The sequence below is a fragment of the Olsenella sp. DNF00959 genome (genome assembly GCF_001553055.1).
GTDB lineage: Bacteria > Actinomycetota > Coriobacteriia > Coriobacteriales > Atopobiaceae > Olsenella_I > Olsenella_I phocaeensis.
In genome coordinates this window covers 73,840-94,634 of sequence record NZ_KQ960123.1, presented here as the reverse complement: position 1 = coordinate 94,634, position 20,795 = coordinate 73,840, and the positions used below count along the sequence as shown (strand labels likewise).

General features: G+C 64.3%; 17 protein-coding genes. 2 read left to right on the top strand and 15 right to left on the bottom strand.

Going from position 1 to position 20,795, the window contains the following annotated elements; translation table 11 throughout:
- Positions 1–38: 38 nt before the first annotated feature.
- Positions 39–1,262, top strand: a complete 1,224-nt coding sequence (locus HMPREF1868_RS00430) for a Fic family protein (RefSeq protein ID WP_062529411.1) — start codon at positions 39–41, stop codon at positions 1,260–1,262.
- Between the two features lie 293 nt (positions 1,263–1,555).
- Here the strand turns inward: HMPREF1868_RS00430 and ychF are convergent, their stop codons facing one another.
- Positions 1,556–2,620, bottom strand: coding sequence for a redox-regulated ATPase YchF (gene ychF / locus HMPREF1868_RS00425; RefSeq protein ID WP_062529409.1), 1,065 nt, complete (start codon positions 2,618–2,620; stop codon positions 1,556–1,558).
- 56 nt (positions 2,621–2,676) lie between these two features.
- Complete coding sequence (locus tag HMPREF1868_RS00420; RefSeq protein WP_062529407.1) at positions 2,677–3,948, bottom strand: 4Fe-4S binding protein; 1,272 nt, start codon at positions 3,946–3,948, stop codon at positions 2,677–2,679.
- Between the two features lie 191 nt (positions 3,949–4,139).
- On the opposite strand from HMPREF1868_RS00420, the gene HMPREF1868_RS00415 reads away from it, so the two are divergent.
- Positions 4,140–5,243: a PfkB family carbohydrate kinase gene (locus HMPREF1868_RS00415; protein WP_009278097.1), complete on the top strand. Its 1,104-nt coding sequence runs from the start codon at positions 4,140–4,142 to the stop codon at positions 5,241–5,243.
- 199 nt (positions 5,244–5,442) lie between these two features.
- Here the strand turns inward: HMPREF1868_RS00415 and HMPREF1868_RS00410 are convergent, their stop codons facing one another.
- From HMPREF1868_RS00410 to HMPREF1868_RS00350, 13 genes are all read right to left on the bottom strand, one after another.
- On the bottom strand, positions 5,443–6,354 hold the full coding sequence (locus HMPREF1868_RS00410) for a GRP family sugar transporter (RefSeq protein WP_062529405.1): 912 nt from the start codon (positions 6,352–6,354) through the stop codon (positions 5,443–5,445).
- A gap of 142 nt (positions 6,355–6,496) precedes the next feature.
- Positions 6,497–7,828 carry a pyrimidine-nucleoside phosphorylase gene (locus HMPREF1868_RS00405; protein ID WP_062529403.1) on the bottom strand — a complete coding sequence of 444 codons (1,332 nt, stop codon included), beginning with the start codon at positions 7,826–7,828 and terminating at the stop codon, positions 6,497–6,499.
- Positions 7,825–8,265 carry a cytidine deaminase gene (locus HMPREF1868_RS00400; RefSeq protein ID WP_062529401.1) on the bottom strand — a complete coding sequence of 147 codons (441 nt, stop codon included), beginning with the start codon at positions 8,263–8,265 and terminating at the stop codon, positions 7,825–7,827. Before HMPREF1868_RS00400 ends, HMPREF1868_RS00405 begins: the two co-directional genes overlap by 4 nt.
- 99 nt (positions 8,266–8,364) lie before the next feature.
- Positions 8,365–9,285 carry an ABC transporter permease gene (locus HMPREF1868_RS00395; RefSeq protein WP_062529399.1) on the bottom strand — a complete coding sequence of 307 codons (921 nt, stop codon included), beginning with the start codon at positions 9,283–9,285 and terminating at the stop codon, positions 8,365–8,367.
- A complete protein-coding gene (locus HMPREF1868_RS00390; RefSeq protein WP_062529397.1) occupies positions 9,278–10,408 on the bottom strand; it encodes an ABC transporter permease in 1,131 nt (376 codons plus the stop codon). The genes HMPREF1868_RS00395 and HMPREF1868_RS00390 overlap by 8 nt, the downstream gene beginning before the upstream one ends.
- Positions 10,405–11,934 (bottom strand): ABC transporter ATP-binding protein, encoded by a 1,530-nt coding sequence (locus tag HMPREF1868_RS00385; protein WP_062529395.1) that lies wholly within the window; start codon positions 11,932–11,934, stop codon positions 10,405–10,407. The genes HMPREF1868_RS00390 and HMPREF1868_RS00385 overlap by 4 nt, the downstream gene beginning before the upstream one ends.
- Before the next feature lie 92 nt (positions 11,935–12,026).
- Entirely contained in the window at positions 12,027–13,103 is a 1,077-nt protein-coding gene (locus HMPREF1868_RS00380) for a BMP family lipoprotein (RefSeq protein WP_062529393.1), read from the bottom strand.
- A gap of 104 nt (positions 13,104–13,207) precedes the next feature.
- Positions 13,208–13,930, bottom strand: a complete 723-nt coding sequence (gene deoD / locus HMPREF1868_RS00375; protein WP_009278105.1) for a purine-nucleoside phosphorylase — start codon at positions 13,928–13,930, stop codon at positions 13,208–13,210.
- Positions 13,923–15,125, bottom strand: a complete 1,203-nt coding sequence (locus tag HMPREF1868_RS00370) for a phosphopentomutase (RefSeq protein ID WP_009278106.1) — start codon at positions 15,123–15,125, stop codon at positions 13,923–13,925. The genes deoD and HMPREF1868_RS00370 overlap by 8 nt, the downstream gene beginning before the upstream one ends.
- Before the next feature lie 443 nt (positions 15,126–15,568).
- Entirely contained in the window at positions 15,569–16,207 is a 639-nt protein-coding gene (gene deoC, locus HMPREF1868_RS00365) for a deoxyribose-phosphate aldolase (RefSeq protein WP_009278107.1), read from the bottom strand.
- Positions 16,208–16,614: 407 nt separating this feature from the next.
- On the bottom strand, positions 16,615–18,255 hold the full coding sequence (groL, locus tag HMPREF1868_RS00360) for a chaperonin GroEL (protein ID WP_009278108.1): 1,641 nt from the start codon (positions 18,253–18,255) through the stop codon (positions 16,615–16,617).
- Positions 18,256–18,316: 61 nt separating this feature from the next.
- The gene (gene groES / locus HMPREF1868_RS00355; protein ID WP_009278109.1) at positions 18,317–18,607 is read right to left on the bottom strand and encodes a co-chaperone GroES; all 291 of its coding nucleotides are present in this window, start codon (positions 18,605–18,607) and stop codon (positions 18,317–18,319) included.
- 242 nt (positions 18,608–18,849) lie between these two features.
- Positions 18,850–20,775: an NAD(+) synthase gene (locus HMPREF1868_RS00350; RefSeq protein ID WP_062529392.1), complete on the bottom strand. Its 1,926-nt coding sequence runs from the start codon at positions 20,773–20,775 to the stop codon at positions 18,850–18,852.
- Positions 20,776–20,795: the final 20 nt, after the last annotated feature.

The following is a 20,795-nucleotide window of genomic DNA, read 5'->3' as shown; positions in this document are numbered from 1 at the left end:
GCCACTAGTTATACTCCCAACGTCCGGAGGCGCAGACCATGTCATACCGCTCCCTTGAGAAGATCTTCTATGCGGATGCTTCCTCCGACAGGTTCGCGCACAACGCGCGTCTTGCACGGGAGCGACTCGAAGCCGACTCGACCTTTCGCACAAGCTTGCTGACCCCGAACGGAGAACTGTTCCTTGTTACCCCGAGAGAGCTCTCCGTGCTCAACGAACGCGTCATGCGCAACGAGCGCGCCGTCTCGGCGGCCATGGGCGCACTGCCCCCCGTGGCAAGCGCCGCCCTCGTGCGCAGCCTCGTCATCGACGAGGTCGTCAGCACGAACGAGCTGGAGGGCGTTCACAGCACGCGCAGGCAGGTGAGCGATGCCCTCGACCTGGAACTTTCTATGGACGATCCGTCACGGGACCGCCGCTTCAGGGAATTCGCAAGGCTCTACCTGGACCTCAGCGACCATGACCGAGGGTACCCAAGCAGCCCAGAAGACGTGCGCAGAGTCTACGACCTCGTCATGAGGGGCGAAGATATGCATGGCGTCGTGCCTGACGGAAGGCTATTCCGAGCAGGTGGGGTTGAGATCATCGGAGCGAATCAGAAGGTCCTTCATGTGGGAATCGAGCCGGAGGAGAAGATCATCGAGGCCATTGCCCGCATGATCGAGCTCGCGGACAGGAAGGACATGCCCCAGACCTTCAGCGCGATCATCGCGCATTACTACTTCGAATACATCCACCCCTTTTACGACGGGAACGGACGCACGGGGCGCTATCTGCTCGCACTCTACCTCAGCCGGCCGCTCTCCACACTCACATCGCTCTCGCTTTCTAGGGTCATCGCAGAGAACCGAGCCGCTTATTACAAGTCGTTCAAGCAGGCAGAAAGCCCCCTCAACCACGGGGAGCTCACCTTCTTCGTCTGGAACCTCCTCGAGAACATCCTTGTCGCTCAAGAGCAGATCGTCGACGACCTAACCCAGAAGCGAACGGCGCTCGAAGAGGCCTCGAAGCTCCTATCGCAGGTCGTAAGCGAGCGGGGACTGTCCGAACAGGAGGCAAACGTCCTGTTTATGCTCATCCAGCTCCAACTCTTCGCCACGTTCCCCGGAACCAGCCTTGCCGAGGTCGCCTCGCATTCCAATGTCTCACAGCAGCAGGCACGCAAGTACACCAAAAGGCTCGAGGAACTCGGGCTGATGGTGACGACGCGCAGGCGTCCCCTCAGGTTCGAGCTGAGCGAGAAAGTAAAGAGCCTGCTGTAGACATCTTAGAACGAAGCCTCTCTCCCCCACAGACAAGCGTCGAGTGCGCAGTCTGAAGGCTTCAGCTTGCGCACTCGGCTTCCGGCCACCTGGCCCTTCGTGGCGAGAGGGGCGGTCTTCGCCGTCGAGTGCGCAATTCCGGCCTTTAAGCTTGCGCACTCGCGAAGCAGCAAGGCTTAAGCTTGCGCACTCGCGAAGTAGCAAGGCTTAAGCTTGCGCACTCGACGAGCAAATTCGCAGGGCGAGAGGGGTTGCGAGGGTCGCACGGCCCGCAGGCTCAGCAACCCAGCTCGCTACACGTTGAACATGAACTCCATCACGTCGCCGTCCTGGACGACGTAGTCCTTGCCCTCCATGCGTAGGCGGCCAGCCTCACGCGCGCCGGCCTCGCCGCCCAGCTCGACGTAGTCCTCGTAGCTGATGGTCTTGGCCTTGATGAAGCCGCGCTCGAAGTCGGAGTGGATCACGCCGGCGGCCTCGGGTGCCTTGGCACCGATGCGGACCGTCCAGGCCTTGACCTCCTTCTCGCCCGCCGTGAAGTAGCTCTGCAGTCCTAGCAGGTGATAGGCGGCCTGTGCCAGGGTCTCGAGCCCGCTGTGCTCCAAGCCCAGGGATTCGAGGTACTCGGCCGCCTCTTCGGCGTCGAGCTCGGCGAGCTCCGCCTCGACCTCAGCGCAGATGGGAATGGGCGTCTGGCCGTTGATGGGAGCGGGCACCTCGGAGACCTTGTCCTCGTCGACGTTGGCCACATAGAGCATGGGCTTCATGGTGAGGAGGAAGAGGTCGTGGGCCGCCGCGCGCTCGTCGTCGCTCATGTCGAGCTCGGCCGCACGCTTGCCCTCGTTGAGCCAGTCTTGGAGCCTCTTGGCGATGGCCAGGTTGGGGGCCTTCTCCTTGTCGCGCTTGGCCTCCTTCTCGAGCTTGGGGATGGCGCGCTCGAGCGTGCCGAGGTCCGCCAGGACGAGCTCGGTCTGGATGGTGTCGGCGTCGGAGCCAGGGTCGACGCGCCCGTCCACATGCACCACGTCGGGGTCGGAAAAGTAGCGCACGACCTCGCAGATAGCGTCGGTGTTACGAATGTTGGACAGGAACTGGTTGCCCAGCCCCTCTCCCTCGTTTGCGCCCTTCACCAGGCCGGCAATGTCCACGAACTCGACCGTCGCCGGAACGATGCGTGCGGGATGCACGATGTCTGTCAGCCTCTGCAAGCGTGCGTCCGGCACGTCCACGATGCCCACGTTGGGGTCGATCGTCGCGAAGGGGTAGTTGGCCGCGAGACCGCCCTTGCGCGTGAGCGCGGTGAACAGGGTCGACTTGCCCACGTTGGGAAGGCCCACGATGCCGATGGAAAGTGCCACGTCCTCAACTCCTATTCCATGCGAGGGACGCCCGCGTCCCCCGCCCTTGCTGGTCTCTAGTCGTCCGCCAGGCGCTCGAGGATGTCGAGACCGCGCTTGAGCTGCCTCTTGCCCTCCTCCTTGGCCTTCTGGACCTGTTCCCGCTGCTTGGCCGCCGCCCTGGCACGGCGCTCCGCCTCCTCGTCGCGCACCACGAGCTGTTGCGGGTCGCCCGCCACCATGGTCAGGGCCCCCTCGGGGCACACCTTCGCGCAGGCCCCACAGTTGAGGCAATAGGCTGCCTCAACGGAGAAGCGCCCTCCCGCGTCGAGGTCGCAGGCATGCACGGGACAGGCCTTGACGCAGTCCCCGCACATGGTGCAACGGCTTGGATCGCAGCTGGGGACGTCCAGGACGATGGGCCGCGCGAGACGGGGCCGGCCCTGGAGGGTGGTGAGCAGGGTCTTGCGCTTCTGCGTGAGCACGCGACGTCGGTTGGCCGTGGTCTTGTCGCCCACCATGTGCTCGAGCTCGCGCTGCATGCTGGTGATCTTGCGCGAGTGGTCCTGGATGCGCTGGGCCACCGCCTTGGCACCCAGGAGCGAGGGGTTACCGGCAAGGAGGGCCGTCTGGCCCGCCTGGACCATGCTGTTCACGAACTGGCCGCGCTTGTAGGCGCGCGTCTGCTCGTGGGTCATTTGTCCCTCGTCGACCTCAAGGCCCACCGAGCCGCCGCTCCACTCCTCGGCCTGCCCAATCTGGTCAACATACGCCGCTTCGCCCGTGGTGGTGCGGCAGCGGTCGCAGATGCCCAGGGGCAGGTAGACGCTCACGTTGTCGAACTCGCTCAGGAGGGCGTGCCAGACCTCGGTAGGCATGGCGCCCACGCAGGGCAGCACCACCTCGTTGTCCTTGGGCAGGCGACCGATGGCGCGGGTGCAGGTCACGTAGCATTGTTCGTAGGCGCTGGCCACGCGGACGATCTTGTCATAGAGCTGCTTGGCCATGATCCTCTGGACCAGGAATGCCTCGGTGGGGCAGGCCATGGTGCAGAGCCCGCATTTGCGGCAGCTGTCCAGCACCTTTATGGCAGCGCCCTTGATCTGGATGGCATCCACGGGGCACACGTCCAGGCAGCGGCTGCAGACGTCATCCCTGCCGGACGAGACGCGCAGGCAGAAGATCGAGTTGACGCGCGGCCGCTCCTTGAACTCGGAGGGGTCGAACTGCCTCACCTTGGACGGGTCGGCGGCAAGGGTGTCGGCGATGCCACCCAGGGGGTTCGAGACGCTTGCCCAGTCCTGCTGTATGTCGATGAGGTCATCGAGCAGGTCACGCTTCTCGGCCACGTCTAACCTCCCCCTCTAGCTGCGGCGTCCGCCTTTTGCAGTCTGGCATTTTACCACGGCAGAGAGGAGCGCGGCCCTCCCAGCGGAGGCGGCGAGCCAGGCACGGACGGCACGCAACCCGAGGCCAGCGGCTCCTCTCGCCCGTGACCACATTGAGCCTATAAACTGATGCTTAGTGGATTGGAGCCGCCATGATCACCGACAGGGAACGCCAGATCCTGGGATGGATACGAGAGAACCCCTCCATCACCCAGAAGGAGCTTGCCGAGAAGGCGCGCATCTCGCGCTCGTCGGTGGCCGTGCACGTGTCGAACCTCACACGCAAGGGCGCTATCCTTGGCAGGCGCTACATACTGCAGGAGAGTCCCTACATCGCCGTGGTGGGAGCCGCGTGCATCGACGTCATCGGCTGGCCCGAGCGCGATGCCGATGGCACGGAGCAGCTCGAAGGCACGGTGCGCAGCGTCGCCAGCGGATCGGCACGCAGCGTGGCACAGTTCCTGGCCCACCTGGACCGCCAGGTGAGGCTCGTGTCCGTCTTTGGCGATGACGCAAACGCCGAGCGACTCATGGATGGCTGCCGACGCGACGGGGTGGACATCAGCGACTCCCTCGTGTCGCGCGGACTCGAGACCGCATCCAACGTCTACATGACCCGTCCCAACGGAACCCGCCGACTCGTCTTGAGGGACGCCAAGGCCTTCGAGCTCCTGACGGCAGACTACCTGGCTGCGCACCTGGACGTGATTGACCGAGCGGCCGTCTGCGTCGTGGACTCCAGCGTCCCGCCCGAGTCGCGCTCCTTCCTCTGGCAGAACGTGCATGCGCCACTCTTCTTCGCGCCCTCCGCCACCGACAGGCGCCAGCCCCTGGAGGACGACCTACAGCGACCCGAGCTCGTCAAGTTGGACGTCAGGCTGCTGGGGGAGGTGCTGGACCGCGAGCTGCGCGACAGGGCATCGATTCGCACGGCAGCGGACGAGCTTCTCTCGCGCGGCCCACTCGCGCTGTTCATCCCTTTGGACGAGGGCGGAATGTACTGCGCCAGTCAGTCCGAGCGCGCCTTCCTGCCCTGGGCTGGTGGCCCCATCCCCCAGTCCAACGAGTTTTCGGACGCAATGACCGCAGGCATCGCCTGGGGTTGGGTGCAGGACCTGGGCGTGCGCCGCAGCGCACAAGCAGGCCTGGTGGCGGCATCGGCCTGCGCCAACGCCCGCGGAGCCACGCGCGTCTCGCTCAACGACCGCAGCATGAGGATGCGCCTGGGCATGTCCGTGCGGGAGCCAGGGGAGTAGGCGTTGCTTTTGCGAGCTTGAGACGGTGGAAAGTCTATCGTGCGAAAAGGTCATCTGCGTTTGTGCAGATAGGGTTTCTACAATGACTCGCAGGGCGACGTCCTGGCTCACGTGCGTCCGAAAACAGGCATTCTGCCCTAGGCATGTTCGCGAGGCGGGCCCCCAAGCCAGCCGGCCCTCGCCCATGGGCGACCCGGCATCAGGCCTTGGTCAGCCCAATAAGAACGCCGCCAAAGGTGACCAGAGCCATGCCCGTGACGACGAAGGCAAGGCCTCGGGCCGACCTGTGCTCGTGGAGCAGGACCAGGCCACCAACGGTCGACACGATGACGTTCATCTGGGCAAGGGTCCAACCCACGGCGAGGCCGTTCATCTGGTTGGACAGCAGAACACATGCGTTCGCGATGGCGAAAAGCGCTCCCGCGAGCATGTTCTCCCAAGTCTTGCGTCCGAGAACCGCCTCAGGGCTGCCGACCAGCCTGCCCTTGGATGAGACGAGCCCTACCGCGAACGAGCTTGCGACCATGAACAGTGACTGCGGCAGCAGGAGGTCCAGGGCATCGACGGCAAAGATGCTGCTCGTCGAGGCATAGGCGACGCTCAGACCGGCGGACAGCATGACGCAGGCCATGCCTCGTGCGTTCGCCGACCAGCCCTCGTGCCCAGGACGAGATGCGGCGGACTCGATGGCGGATGCGTCCTCGCGAGAGCAGAGAACCACGCCCGCAGCCACGAGCACGAGGGCGAGCAGGCCCAAGGCCAGCTGGGACTGCCCCCGCCACTCACCAAGGAACAGCACGCCAATCGCCGACGTGCCCAGGAGCTGGACGCCAGTAGACACGGGCACCGAGCGCGACACGCCCAGGATGCCAAAGCTATAGAGAAGCAGGGCCTCCGACGCGCTCCAGGCAATACCATCGATGGCGGCCGCCACGACAAGCCCCGACGACCAGGCGACCGGACGGACCAGCGACATGACAAGGGCGAGAGGCAGCGTAGGGAGGGCAAGCCCCAGTTGCTTGTTTGCGACGCTGCCGCCCACCAACTGCGAAACGCAGCCCATGAGGCCAAAGCCGAACGCGGGCACAAGACCCACCAGAATCGCCAGCATCCCTCTCCCCCGTCCATGTCGCAGACGACGCGCGACGACGTCGTGCAGCGGACCGCATGCGTACGGGGGACGCGACGGCATTCCCGCACCGCCCGCATCCCCCGTGCCCACAGAAATCGTCGTAACCCGGCAGGACTATCGCCTATGCATCCAAGCGCTCGACCCCGTCGCGCGTAACGCGCGCGTGGAACAGCGGGATGGCCGTGGGCTCCTCCGTGCGAATGTCCAGCGCGGAGAGAAGGATGCGCTCCCCCTCGTCGCACAGCGCCTCGTCGGCGGCATACAGCGTTGCGAGCAGGTCCCCCTCAGCGACGGCGTCACCACTCTTCTTGGCCAGGACGATGCCCGCGGAGTAGTCTATCGCGTCCTCCTTGCGCGCACGACCGGCACCCAGCGCCACCGACGCTATGCCACAGCGCTCGGTGTCCATCGCATAGAGCCAGCCAGAGCGCTGCGCGCACACCTCACGGGCCACGCGCGGCTGCACGAGACTGCCGAAGGCGTCGTCGAGCAGGGAGGCGTCACCGCCCTGGGCGGCAACCATCTCCTTGAGCTTCGCGAAGCCCTCTCCGTTGGAGATCTGCTCGCGCGCCAGGCGACGGCAGTCGTCCATCTGGCCCTTGCCCGCCAGGAAGAGCATGTTGCCCGCCAGCTCGACGCAGATGTCGGTCAGGTCCTTGGGACCCCTGCCCTGCAGAGTCGCCGCAGCCTCGGCCACCTCCAGGGCATTACCTATGCAGTTGCCCAGAGGCCTGCCCATGTCGGTGATCATCGCGACGGTGGTGCGGCCGACGTGCTCGCCGATCTCGACCATTGACCGAGCCAGCTCTATGGCGTCGTCGACGGTCTTCATGAACGCCCCGCTGCCGCACTTGACATCGAGGAGGATCTTGTCGGAACCAGCCGCTATCTTCTTGCTCATGATGCTGGAGGCAATGAGCGGCAGGCTGTCGACGGTGGCGGTAACGTCGCGCAGGGCATAGAGCTTCTTGTCAGCCGGGACGAGGTTGCCCGTCTGGCCGATGATGGCCACGCCGACCTCGCTCACGATCCTCACGAAGCGGTCGCGCTCAACCGAGGTGGAGAGGCCGGGAATGGACTCGAGCTTGTCAAGGGTGCCGCCCGTGTGTCCCAGCCCACGGCCGCTCATCTTGGCGGTCTTCACTCCAAGCGAGGCAACGATGGGCGCGACGACCAGCGAGGTCTTGTCGCCCACGCCACCGGTGGAATGCTTGTCTACCTTGATGCCGGGAATGGGAGAGAGGTCCACCACGTCGCCCGACGCGACCATGTCCATGGTGAGCGTCGCAGTCTCGCGAGCGCTCATCCCCCTGAAGTAGATGGCCATGCACAGGGCAGAGGCCTGATAGTCGGGTATCTGGCCCGAGACATAGCCGTCGACGAAGAACTTGATCTGCTCGTCGCTCAGCTCCCCGCCATTGCGCTTGGTCTCGATGACGTCGTACATCCTCATTGGCCATCAGCCTCCCTTTGCGCCGCCTCGAGGTCATGGGGGCCAAAGCCCAGCGGCAGCAGGTCTTCCAACAGATAGGTCCTGATCTGGCGCGGCGAGGCGGCCAGCACCACCCTGAAGCTCCGAGGGTCGCAGAACTCCTCCATCACCTGGCGGCACACGCCACAGGGCGCACACCAGTTGCTGATGGGAAGCCCCTCGGCCCCACCGACGATGGCGATGGCCTCGAATTCCCTCGCCCCCTCGCTCACCGCCTTGAAGAACGCGGTACGCTCCGCGCAGTTCGTGGGCGTGTAGGACGCATTTTCGATGTTGCAGCCACGCCACACCCTGCCCTCCGAGTCGAGAAGGGCGGCACCCACGGAGAAGTGCGAGTACGGGGCGTATGCCTCCTCTCGCGCGGCGATGGCCTCCCGAACGAGCGCTACCTCGTCCATCATGCCTCCCTTGACGGGGCGCTCGGCTGGCTGCGAGGTGCCCCGACGGTCTTCCTTCGGACTCCCGTAGCCCGAGAGGTCCCCGTACCGCACGACATGCTAGCGCGCACCCTTCCTGTAGGGCACGCCATCGGCCTTGGGTGCCACGGAGCGACCCACGAAGAGCACCAGCACGATGATGGTCAGGATGTAGGGCAGCATCGCCATGAGCTGGCTGGGGATTGCGATGTCACCACCGCCCAGTATCACGGTGAGGGCCTGGGCCAGGCCAAACAGCAGGCAGGCACCGTAGGCTCCATGCGGCCTCCACTTGCCGAAGATGACGGCGGCGAGCGCGATGAAGCCCTGGCCGCTGATGGCCGTCTGGGTGAACTGCGAGACGATGGCCAGCGTGACCGAAGCGCCGCCGAAACCCGCCAGCATGCCCGAGACGATCACGCAGACGTAGCGCGTGCGCTCGACGTTTATGCCCAGGGTGTCGGCGGCAGCAGGGTGCTCGCCCACGGCGCGGACGCGCAGGCCCCACTTGGTCTTGTAGAGGACGAACCACATGATCACCGCGGCAACTAGGCCCAGGGCAACCGTCACGTCCACGTTGAGGCTCGCGTACGGCGTGCCGGCAAGGGCCTTGTCGCCGAAGAGCTTGGGCAGCGTGGTGTAGACGGGTGTCATTGCCGCGTTGTCAAAGAGGCGGCGGCAGAAGAAGAGGGCGAGCCCGGGCGCCAGGAGGTTGATTGCGACGCCCGAGACCGTCTGGTCAGCCCTGAAGGTGATGGACGCGAAGGCATGGAGGAGGGCAATGATCGCACCGGTGAGGCCTGCGGCCAGAAAGCCCAGCCAAGGGTTCCCGGTGAAGTACGAGACGGCAGAGGCCGTGAAGGCTCCGACCATCATCATGCCCTCTATGCCGATGTTCACGACGCCCGAGCGCTCCGAGATGACGCCCGAGAGGGCGCCGAACACGAGCGGCGTCGAGTACATGAGGGTGATGCCGATGAGTAGAAACAGGCTGCTAGGCATTTGCGACCCCCTTCTCCCTGCGCTCAAGCCAATCGGCAACCATGGGAACAACCTGCGAGAGGGCCATGAGGAACACGATGGTGCCGATCATGATGTTGATGATGTCGGATGGCGCCCCCATGACCTGCTGGACGCTCTGCCCGCCATAGATGAGGCCGCTGAACAGGAACCCGGCGAAGATGCACCCTATGGGCGAGGAGCCGGCAATGAAGGCCACCGAGAGGCCGTTGAAGCCATTGTTCTCGAATGCGGCCAGGGTGGATATGTTATGCGGCTCCAAGCCGGTCACTGCCAGAGCGCCCGCCAGGCCGCAGAGGGAACCCGAGATGAGCATGCAGGTGACTATGTTGCGGTTCACGTTGATACCGGCGAACTGGGCCGCCTCGCGGTTGAGGCCCACGGCGCGCATCTCGTAGCCCATCTTGGTGCGCTTCAGCAGCACTGCGATGAGTATGGCACAGGCCACCGCGATGAGGATGCCCACGTTGACGTCAGTCTTCACGAGCACCTCGTAGAGCCAGGGGGTCCCCTTGAGGGTGGCGAGCCCCTCCTCCGAGAGCTTCCACTTGGGGAGGATCATGGTGTAGCTGGAAGGATTGACGGCATAGGTGCTCGTCGACTCCGGCTGGTGGAAGGCGGGCACGTTGACCACGAAGTTGCAGGCGTAGAGGCTGATCCAGTTGAGCATGATGCTGGTGATGACCTCGTTTATCCCGAACTTCGCCTTGAGCCAGCCAACGAGGGCGCCACATGCGGCCCCGCCGAGCGTCCCCGCGAGAATGACGAGGGGGACCTGCAAGACGGGCGGGAAGTCGCAGCTGATGCCAACGATCGCCGCGCAGATGGTGCCAGTCACGTACTGGCCTTCGGCACCGATGTTGAAGAGGCCCGTCTTGAAGGCGAAGGCCACGGCCGTGCCGGTCAGAATCAGGGGGGTTGCCTTGATGACGACGTTGGAGATGTACTTGGGCTTGCCGATCATGCCGTTAAACAGGGCCGCGAAGGACGGTCCGGGCGCATAGCCCGCGATCGCGAGCACTATGGCTGCGATCAGGAAGCCTACGGCGATTGCCAGTATCGATGCCGCGATGGGCTTCCTCAATAGCTTGACGATGGTTTTCATTTGCTCCCTCCTCCTGCCATCAGGAGGCCGATCTGCTCCTCGGTGACCGTTCCCTGCTCGAAGCTGCCAACGATCTGCCCGTCGTGTATGACGGCGATTGTGTCGGACACGTCCATGACCTCGTCGAGCTCGAGCGAGACGAGGAGGATGGCGGCGCCGCGGTCGCGCTCGCGAATCAACGACTTGTGCACGAACTCGATGGCGCCGACGTCCAGGCCTCGCGTGGGCTGGACGGCCACGAGCAGGTCAGGCTCACCAGAGACCTCGCGGGCGATGATGACCTTCTGCTGGTTGCCTCCAGACAGGCCTGCGGCCGGCTGGGACTCGCAGCCCTCGGGACGGATGTCATACTCCTCGATGAGGCCGCGAGCGAACTCCTCGACCTTTGCCAGGTCGAGCATGATGCCCTTGCCGAAGCGCTCTTCGTTGTGACGCTCGAGAACCGAGTTCTCGGCGACGCTGAAGGGCAGGACGAGACCCCAGCGATGGCGGTCTGAGGGCACGGTGGCCACGCCAGTCTCGATGGTGTTCCTGGGCGTGGTGTTCTGAATCTGCTTGCCCTTTACCTCGATCGTTCCCGACTCCGCATGCACGAGGTTGTCTATGGCGTCCACGAACTCGCGCTGTCCGTTGCCGTCGATGCCGGCGATGCCCACGATCTCGCCCGCATGCACGTCGAGCGAGAGGCCCTTCACGACCTCGATCCCACGGTCGTCCTTGACGTGCAGGTCGCGTATCGAGAGCACGGTCTCGCCCGGCCTGGCGGGCGACTTCTCGACGTGGAGGTTGACGTGGCGACCGACCATCTTGGAGGCGAGCTCCGCCTCGTTGGTCTGCGCCACGTCCACGGTTCCCATGTAGCGACCGCGGCGAATGATGGTGCACTCGTCGGCGGACGACATGATCTCCTTGAGCTTGTGCGTGATGATGATGATCGTCTTGCCCTTGCTGACGAGGTCGCGCATGATCTTGATCAGCTGGCCGATCTCCTGGGGCGTGAGGACTGCGGTCGGTTCGTCTAGGATGAGGGTGTCTGCCCCGCGGTAGAGTGCCTTGAGTATCTCGACGCGCTGCTGCATGCCCACGGTGATGTCCTCGATGAGCGCGTCCGGGTCTACCTCGAGGCCGTACTCCTCGACGATCTTGACGACCTCCTGTCGAGCCTTGGCCATGTCGAGGACGCCCGCCGTGCCGCACACCTCCTCCCCCAAGACGATGTTCTCGGTCACGGTGAAGTTCTCCACCAGCATGAAGTGCTGGTGGACCATGCCGATCCCATGTTTGATGGCCTCGGTCGGGCTGTTTATGCTTACCTTCTCGCCGTTGAGGAAGAGCTCTCCGCCGTCGGCCTGGTACAGACCGTACAGGACGTTCATGAGCGTGGACTTTCCCGCCCCGTTCTCGCCCAGGATGGCGTGGATGGACTGCTTCCTGACGTCGAGGTCAACCCCGTCAAGCGCTCGGAACGAGCCGAACGTCTTGACTATGCCATGCATCTGCACGGCGTATTCCGGACTGACTTCCATGTTTTCTGCTCCCCTGGCGTCGCATCCAAGGGATGAGGCACCCCGCCATCAGGCCAGGGCGCCCCATCCCTGCGTGCTTCTTGACTTGCGGACTAGAGGCTCGCCACGTACTTGTCGTAGGAGTCCTTGTTCATGGGTGGTACGATGCTGCCATCCTTGATCTTCTCGGAGAGCGCGAGCGCGGCCTGATAGACGTCATCGGCAATGAGGTCGTGCTTCTCGGGGATGCCGACGCAGTCCTCCTTGAAGCCCAGCTCGATGTTGGAGCCGCCCTTGAGGGTGCCCGCCTCGATCTGGGTCGAGACCTCGATGATGGCCTTGTCGACCCTCTTCAGGGCCGAGGTGATGACGTTGTCGGGAGCGAGGTAGTTCTGGTCACGGTCAACGCCGATCGCGTACTGGTTTGCCTCCTTGGCCGCCTCGATGACGCCCGCACCCGCACCACCGGCGGCATGGAACACGATGTCGCACCCGTCGGAGAACATCTTGGAAGCGATCGCCTTGCCCTTGGCCGCATCGGAGAAGCTGTCGGCGTACTGGCCCTGGACCTCGACGCTGGTGCCAGCCTCCTTGTTCGCGTAGTCGACGCCAGCCCGGTATCCGTAGTCGAACTGGTCGATGACCACGCCGGTGATGCCACCGACGAAGCCGATCTTGTTGGTCTTCGTGGTACGTGCGGCGATGTAGCCAACCAGGAAGGAGGGCTCCTGCGCACGGAAGGTCACGCCGGTGAGGTTGGACTGGGATTCATCGTATGCGTTGTCGATGATTGCGAACTGGACGTCGGGGTTGGTCTGGGCGGAGTGGGCGACGGCGTCGGCCATGTTGAAGCCAATGCCCCAGACGAGGTTGGCCTCGTCGTCGACGGCCTTGTCGAGGTTGGTCGCGTAGTCGGACTCCTGCTTCGACTCGATGTAGCTGACCTCCCAGCCCTTGTCGGACTCGAGCTGCTGCAGACCCTCCCAGGAGCTCTGGTTGAACGACTGGTCCGACACGCCACCGGTGTCGGTGACCATCTCGATCTTGTAGCTGGCGGCATCGGCTCCGGCACCGCCGGCGGACTCGGTGGTCGAGGCCGAGCCCCCACCGCAACCAGCAAGCCCTGCGGTCGCCGCTAGGGCCGCCGTGGCGCCCAGGAAGTTCCTGCGCGTGATTTCGGCTTTGAGCATAACGTGTCCCTTCTCCTTCTTCGAACTTCCCTGGGGGCCTTGCCCCGCTTGCATATGTCCATGGGGCCTGCGCCCCATGTGGTGCCGCACTCGCACGGAGGCGACTACTCCTCGGGCAGGGCCAAGGAGAGCGCGACCTCCATCATCTGTGTGAAGCTGGTCTGCCTCTCGTCGGCGGACAGCGACTCCCCCGTCATCGGGAGGTCCGAGATGGTGCAGAGGCAGAGCGCCTTCTTGTGGGCCTTCGCCGCATTGAGGTACAGGCCCGCAGACTCCATCTCGACCGCAAGGACACCCATTGAGGCCCAGCGCTCGTTGACCGTGGGGTCTGCGTTGTAGAAGGAGTCGGCCGAGAGCACGTTGCCGACTCGGGTGGGGACGCCCAGTTCCTCCGCCTTGCGGACGGCACGACGCAGGAGGCCGAAGTCGGCGATGGGCGCATAGGTCCCGGGCAGGTTGAACTGTGCGGCGTAGTTTGAGTCGGTGCACGCGCCCAGGCCCACGACCAGGTCGCGCAGGGCGACTCCCTCGGCGAGGCCGCCAGCGCTGCCGATGCGGATGATTGCGTCCACGTCATAGAAGTTGAAAAGCTCGTACGAGTAGATTCCTATCGAGGGGATGCCCATGCCGCCGCCCATGACCGACACGGGGTGACCCTGGTAGTTCCCCGTGAAGCCCAGCATGTTGCGGACGCTGTTGAAGCAGGTGACGTCCTCGAGGAAGTGATCGGCCACGTACTTGGCGCGCAGCGGGTCTCCCGGCATGAGGACGGTCTTGGCTATCTGGCCCTCGAGCGCGGCGTTGTGCGGGGTGGGGACGCTAGGCATTCTTTGTTACCTCCATGATCTGGTCGAGTCGGGACGTTCCGTGGTCGCCTGCCGGTGCGCCGAGATAGTCGAGGATGGTGGCCGAGATGTCGGCAAAGGTGCCACTGGTCTTGAGGTCTGTGCCGGCCTTCACGCGAGGCCCCGCGATGACCCAGGGAACGTACTCGCGCGAATGGTCGGTGGAGGGGGTCACGGGATCGCAGCCATGGTCGGCGGTGACCATGAAGAGGTCGTCCTCGCGCAGCTTGCCCAGGATGGTGGGCACGTGCTCGTCGAAGTAGGCAAGTGCCTTCGCATAGCCGTCCACGTCGTTGCGATGACCGTAGATCATGTCGGTGTCCACGAGGTTCACGAAGCAGAGGCCCTCGAAGTCCCTGTCAAGGAGCTCGATGGTGCGTTCGATGCCCTCGGGGTTACCCGAGGTGGGAATGGACTCCTTGATGCCACGGTGGGCAAAGATGTCAAAGATCTTCCCCACGGAGATGACGTCGGTCCCGTTGGCGCTCAGAATGTCGAGCATCGTCTGCCCCGTGGGCTCCAGCGAGAAGTCATGTCTATGCGACGTCCTCGTGTAGTTGCCGTCCTCGCCCACGAAGGGACGGGCGATGACGCGGGCGACGCCGTTCTTCCCAGTCAGGATCGAGCGGGCCATGCGGCAGTACTCATAGAGCTGCTCGCAGGGGACGACGTCCTCGTGCGCGGCGATCTGGAAGACGCTGTCCGCGGAGGTGTAGACGATGAGGGAGCCGGTCTCGACCATCTCCCTGCCATAGTCACGAATGACCTCGGTGCCCGAATAGGGCTTGTTGCACAGCACCTTGCGACCGGTCAGACGCTCAAACTCCTCGATGACGTCCGCGGGGAAACCGTTGGGATAGGTCGGAAAGCGCTCAGGCGAGATGACGCCCGCCATCTCCCAGTGGCCAACGGTGGTGTCCTTGCCCTTGGACGCCTCGCGCAACCTTCCAAAGGCACCCTTCGGGGCCTCGATGGGAGCGATGTCCACGTCGTAGACGGAGTCAAGCGCGCCCTCGATGTTGAAGAGCCCGAGGTCGCGGAGGTTGGGCATGTGGAAGAACGGACTCGTCGCACAGGCACAGAGGGTGTTGCTTCCCTCGTCGCCATACTCCGCCGCGTCGGGTTCCTCTCCGATTCCGAAGCTGTCCAATACGACGAGGAAGACCCTCTTGGCCATCAAATCACCTATCTCTCTGTGTGTGCCGTATGCTTGCGTGAAAGGGTCAGTGACCTCTCAGATAAACGTCTTGAATAGCATATGTTTATATTCATCAAGCATAAGAAAAACAGTTATGAGCGGTCGCTAGCTCGCCGCAAGTGGCATGTCTGATGAGTGTTCTCATGCATAGGTGATTGTGAGTTGCTAATCTTGTCTTCTTGTAGCTGCTTCTTTATAAAAATTACTGTCCTTATTTGTATTTTCATAATGTGATACATAGTTTGATACGAAACCATTTGTCCCATCAAACTATCTTGAGAATATGTTTAGTTTTATAAGCTACTGTTTAGTAGACGTGTCCAAGAACGAGCAATCCCGAGTCGGACTTGGCAAGCGCACAAGCCCGACCTGGGACGCAGGCAGGATATGGCAGACGGCAGGAGACTCCCGACGCCGAACGACTAGCTGACGATGGCGACGCTTGCGCTGGTGCCAAGGCGATCTGCGCCGGCCTCCACCATGGCAAGGGCCTCATCCTTGCTGTGGATTCCACCCGCCGCCTTGATCTTGCAGGCATTTCCAACGGTCTGGCGCATGAGGCGCACGTCCTCGACCGTGGCCCCTCCCGTGCTGAACCCAGTGCTCGTCTTGACGAAGGAGGCGCCGGCCTTCACGCAGTCCTTGCAGGCGCGAACGATTTGCTCGTCGTCAAGCAGGCAGCACTCGAGAATGACTTTGACGGGGTGGCCGTCGGCTGCCTTCACGACTTCCGCAACGTCGTTGACGACGTAGTCGTCGTCACCATCGATGAGCTTTCCGACGTTGATGACCATGTCAATCTCGGTCGTGCCGTCGATGACCGCCTGCCGAGCCTCGGCTGCCTTGCCCGCCGTGGTGGCCGCGCCCAGAGGGAAGCCGATGCAGGTGGTGACGCCGACACCGGAACCCTCGAGTCGCTTTGCGGCAAATGAGGTCCAGCAGCCATTGATCGAGACGGTCGCAAAGCCGTACTCGCGCGCCTCGTCGCAGAGCCTGGCGAGATCCTGCTCAGTAGCGTTCTGCTTGAGGTTGGTATGGTCGATTCGCTCGTGCAGTTCCATGTCTCCTCCTCCGCCCCGGGGCAGCGCGACGCCCTTTGCGTCATGCGCCTTATGCTGGCACCCCAATGAGTTGCACATACGCCAGGAATGGCATCGGCCATAAGAGCAAGTGATTTCCACATGCATGAGCAGTTGCTAATACATACAAGTGGATGCGTAGCCTAAGCTGTTATTTCTTTCTGGCGTTTGCGCGATTGTAGCGCCAGTTACAGAAATGGCGCCCAACGACCTTCCAACTCCCACACAATCCAAGGGCGCTTTTGTGCCAACGGTAGCCCTGGACCCGCAGGCGGACAGATCCCGAATGGCTACAGGCAAATCGGAAGGCTCTGTCCAAGGATGCAAGAAGGCGCCCCATGGTCGAAGCCATGGGGCGCCTATCACTGTCTGGCTCTGAGACCTGCGGCTTAGTACATGCCGCCACCCTGTCCGCCGGCAGCGGCGGCACGGGAGATCGCGTCCTCGATGGTGGTGTCCTTGGGCTCGTCCGAGACGGTGGCCTCGGTGATGAGGATCAGGGACGCCACGGAGGCAGCGTTCTGCAGGGTGGTGCGGGTGACCTTGACGGGGTCGAGGACGCCCATCTCGATCATGTCGCCCCACTCGCCGTTCGCAGAGTTCAGGCCCTCGCCCTCGGGCAGACTCTTGATCTTCTCGACCACGACGGAGCCCTCGAAGCCGGCGTTGGCAGCGATCGTGCGGACGGGGGCAGAGAGCGCCTTGCGGATAATCTCGACGCCGATGCGCTCGTCGTCATCAGCGACCTCGACGGTGTCGAGGGCCTTGGCGGCCTGCAGGAACGCGACACCGCCACCGGCGACGATGCCCTCCTCGACGGCCGCGCGGGTGGCCTGCAGCGCGTCCTCGATGCGGTGCTTGATCTCCTTCAGCTCGACCTCGGTGGCCGCGCCGACCTTGATGACGGCGACGCCGCCGGCCAGCTTGGCCTTACGCTCCTGGAGCTTCTCCTTGTCGAAGTCGGAGTCGGTGTGCTCGATCTCGGAGTTAATCTGGCCAATACGCTCCTGGATGGCCTCCTTGGAGCCCGCGCCGTCGACGATCGTGGTGTTGTCCTTGGTGATCTTGACGGACTTGGCGCGGCCCAGCATCTCGGCGGTGATGTCAGAGAGCTCGACGCCGAGCTCCTTCATGGCAACCTGGCCGCCGGTGACGATGGCGATGTCCTCGAGCATGCGCTTGCGACGGTCACCGTAGCCGGGGGCCTTCACGGCGGCGACGTTGAGGGTGCCGCGGAGCTTGTTGAGGATCAGGGTGGCCAGGGCCTCGCCGTCCACGTCCTCGGCGATGATCAGCAGCGGGGAGCCGCTCTTCTGAATCGCCTCGAGCACGGGCAGGATGTCCTGGATGTTGCTGACCTTCTGGTCGGTCATCAGGACGTAGGGGTTCTGGAGCTCCGCCGTCATGGTGTCGTTCTCGGTGGCGAAGTAGGGCGAGATGTAGCCCTTGTCGAACTGCATGCCCTCGACGGTGTCGATGTCGATGCCGAAGGTCTGGGACTCGTCGACGGTGATGACGCCGTCCTTGCCCACGACGTCCATGGCGTCAGAGATCTTGTTGCCAATCTGGGGGTCGCCGGCCGAGATGGTGCCGACGGCGGCGATCTGCTCCTTGGTCGAGACGTCCTGCGAGGCGACCTTCATCTGGTCGACGGCGGCGGCGACGGCCTTGTCGATGCCGCGGCGAATCGCGATGGGGTTGGCGCCGGCGGCGACGTTGCGCAGGCCCTCGTTGACGATGACCTGGGCGAGCAGGGTCGCGGTGGTGGTGCCGTCACCCACGGTGTCGTTGGTCTTGGTGGCGACCTCCTTCACCAGCTGGGCACCCATGTTCTCGACGGGGTCCTTGAGCTCGATCTCCTTGGCGACGGAGACGCCGTCGTTGGTGATCGTGGGAGCGCCGTAGGAGCGCTGAAGGGCGACGTAGCGGCCCTTGGGCCCGAGGGTGGTGGTGACGGCGTCAGCCAGCGTGTTCACGCCCTTGGCGAGCTTGGCGCGCGCGTCGGTGCCAAAAGAGATGTCCTTGGCCATTCTGTGTACCTCCAAAGTCTCGCTCGCGGGAGGCGAGCGTCCTGTGCCTGCCTGCTAAGAGCTACTCGCTGATGATGGCGTAGATGTCGTCGGCACGGAGGAGCAGGTAGTCCTCGCCGTCGAGCTTGACGTCGTTGCCGCCGAACTTGCCATAGAAGACCTGGTCGCCCACCTGGACGTCGACGGCGATGCGCTCGCCCTTGTCGTTGAGCTTGCCGGCGCCGACGGCGATGACCTCGCCGCGCTGGGGCTTCTCCTGCGCGCCGGAAGAGATGTAGAGACCGGTCGAGGTCTTCTCCTCCTTGGGGGCGGGCTTGACGAGGACGCGGTCGCCCAAAGGCTTAAGAGTCATGGTGAGTTCCTCCTTCTTGGGGGCATCGCAGATGCCCGATTCGCAGGCAGGGCCACCGCTGACCCTGTCGCTCAGCCAACGCTGTGAATAATACCCAGAACCGATTCCTTATACAACGAGAGAGAAAAAATCTTACAGACGGCACTTAGATTTTCTGCAACGGCAGAAGTCAGGGGAGAGGAGCCGCCAACGAGGGTCGTGGATCCTCTCCCCTGAGGGAATCTGTCGGGCCGTTGGCGCAGCTACAGGCCCTCGAGCTCGCTCAGCCAGAGGGCGGAGCTGGCGTCGCTGGGCATGCGCAGGTCGCCGCGGGGGCTCACCGCCACCGAGCCCACCTTGGGGCCGTCCGGCAGGCAGCTGCGCTTGAACTGCTGCGAGAAGAAGCGCCGGTAGAAGGTCTTGAGCCAACGCAGGATGGTCTGGTCGTCGTAGTCCTTGCCCAGGGCGTAGCGGGCGAGCCGGAACACCTTGCGCGGGCCGAAGCCACGCCTGAGCGCCTGGTAGAGGAAGAAGTCGTGCAGCTCGTAAGGACCCACCAGGTCCTCGGTGCGCTGGGCGATGCTGCCGTCCTCCTCGGCGGGGAGGAGCTCGGGCGAGACGGGCGTGTCCAGCACGTCCAGGAGCACGCGCCTCAGGGGCTCGGACTCCGTCGTGTCGGCCACGTGCCTCACGAGGTGGCGCACCAGCGTCTTGGGCACGCCGGCGTTGACGCCATACATGGACATGTGGTCGGCGTTGTAGGTGCACCAGCCCAGGGCGAGCTCGGAGAGGTCGCCCGTGCCCACGACGATGCCCCCCACCTGGTTGGCGATGTCCATGATGACCTGGGTGCGCTCGCGGGCCTGGGCGTTCTCGTAGGTCACGTCGCGCAGGGCCTCGTCGTGTCCGATGTCGGCGAAGTGCTGGCGGACGGCAGGCACGATGCCCACCTCGCGCAGGGTCGCCCCCAGCGCCCTCGACAGCTCGAGCGAGTTGTCGTGCGTGCGGTCGGTGGTGCCGAAGCCGGGCATGGTCACGGCGACGATGCCGGATCGGTCGAGGCCCAGGAGGTCGAAGGCACGCGCCATCACGAGCAGCGCAAGCGTCGAGTCGAGGCCACCAGACACGCCGATCACCGCGGACTTGGCATGGATGTGCCCGAGGCGGCGGGCCAGGCCGTGCGACTGGATGGCCAGCACGTCCTCGCAGCGCTGCGCGCGCGTCTGGGACGCATCGGGCACGAAGGGGTGCGGGTCGACCCAACGCGTGAGGGGCGTCTCGGCGGGCTCGAGCGAGAAGCTCGAGCGGACGTAGCCCGCAGCCTCGGGCGAGGCAGCCGTGGCAAAGGTCGAGAGGCGACGACGCTCGCCCACGAGGAGTTCGAGGTCGATCTCGGACGTGGCCTGCCGCTCGCCGAAGGGCCTGCCCTCCGCAAGGAGGGAGCCGTTCTCGGCCACCATGTCGTGGGCGGAGAAGACCACGTCCTGCGTGGACTCGCCCCAGCCGGCGCTGCAGTAGACGTAGGCACAGGCCAGGCGCGCGCTCTGCCCCACCACGAGGGAGCGGCGGTAGTCCGCCTTGCCCACCACGGCGTTGGAGGCGGAGAGGTTGCAGATGACCGTGGCCCCCGCCATGGCGTGCGCGATGGAGGGCGGGTTGGCTACCCAGAGGTCCTCGCAGACCTCAGCCGCGACCACGAGGTCGGGCAGGCTTTCGCAGCAGAAGAGCTGGCGCGCACCAAAGGGGACGCCAGACTGGCCGGCGAAGTCCACGAGCGTGACGTCGAGGGGACCTGCGACGAAGTGACGGCCCTCGTAGAACTCGTTGTAGGTGGGGATGCTGAGCTTGGGCACGATGCCCAAGACATGGCCGCACGCGACGGCGACCGCGCAGTTGTAGAGCTTGCCGGCGACGCTCACGGGGCAGCCCACGAAGACGAGGGCGTCCAGCGAGGCGGTCTCTTGGGCGAAGGAGGCGACGGCCCTCTCGGCCGCCTTGACGAGGGACTGCTGCCAGAAGAGGTCCTCGCAGGTGTAGCCCGTGACGCAGAGCTCGGGCAGGACCACCAAGCGCGCGCCCGAGCGCACGGCATCGGTCGTCTCGGCCACGCAGGCGCTCAGGTTGAAGTCGACGTCGGTCACGCGGACCTGGGGCGTGCGCGCCGCGACCTTGACGAATCCGTCTTGCATGGCAACCTCGCTTCTCTTGG

Bases quoted from the DNA above. Each gene is read 5' to 3' on its own strand.
- HMPREF1868_RS00400 (WP_062529401.1), bottom strand. From the start codon at position 8,265: ATGGACGAGGTAGCGCTCGTTCGGGAGGCCATCGCCGCGCGAGAGGAG.
- HMPREF1868_RS00395 (WP_062529399.1), bottom strand. From the start codon at position 9,285: ATGCCTAGCAGCCTGTTTCTACTCATCGGCATCACCCTCATGTACTCG.
- HMPREF1868_RS00390 (WP_062529397.1), bottom strand. From the start codon at position 10,408: ATGAAAACCATCGTCAAGCTATTGAGGAAGCCCATCGCGGCATCGATA.
- HMPREF1868_RS00380 (WP_062529393.1), bottom strand. From the start codon at position 13,103: ATGCTCAAAGCCGAAATCACGCGCAGGAACTTCCTGGGCGCCACGGCG.
- HMPREF1868_RS00405 (WP_062529403.1), bottom strand. From the start codon at position 7,828: ATGAGGATGTACGACGTCATCGAGACCAAGCGCAATGGCGGGGAGCTG.
- HMPREF1868_RS00430 (WP_062529411.1), top strand. From the start codon at position 39: ATGTCATACCGCTCCCTTGAGAAGATCTTCTATGCGGATGCTTCCTCC.
- groES (WP_009278109.1), bottom strand. From the start codon at position 18,607: ATGACTCTTAAGCCTTTGGGCGACCGCGTCCTCGTCAAGCCCGCCCCC.
- HMPREF1868_RS00370 (WP_009278106.1), bottom strand. From the start codon at position 15,125: ATGGCCAAGAGGGTCTTCCTCGTCGTATTGGACAGCTTCGGAATCGGA.
- HMPREF1868_RS00350 (WP_062529392.1), bottom strand. From the start codon at position 20,775: ATGCAAGACGGATTCGTCAAGGTCGCGGCGCGCACGCCCCAGGTCCGC.
- groL (WP_009278108.1), bottom strand. From the start codon at position 18,255: ATGGCCAAGGACATCTCTTTTGGCACCGACGCGCGCGCCAAGCTCGCC.
- HMPREF1868_RS00415 (WP_009278097.1), top strand. From the start codon at position 4,140: ATGATCACCGACAGGGAACGCCAGATCCTGGGATGGATACGAGAGAAC.
- HMPREF1868_RS00385 (WP_062529395.1), bottom strand. From the start codon at position 11,934: ATGGAAGTCAGTCCGGAATACGCCGTGCAGATGCATGGCATAGTCAAG.
- deoC (WP_009278107.1), bottom strand. From the start codon at position 16,207: ATGGAACTGCACGAGCGAATCGACCATACCAACCTCAAGCAGAACGCT.
- HMPREF1868_RS00410 (WP_062529405.1), bottom strand. From the start codon at position 6,354: ATGCTGGCGATTCTGGTGGGTCTTGTGCCCGCGTTCGGCTTTGGCCTC.
- deoD (WP_009278105.1), bottom strand. From the start codon at position 13,930: ATGCCTAGCGTCCCCACCCCGCACAACGCCGCGCTCGAGGGCCAGATA.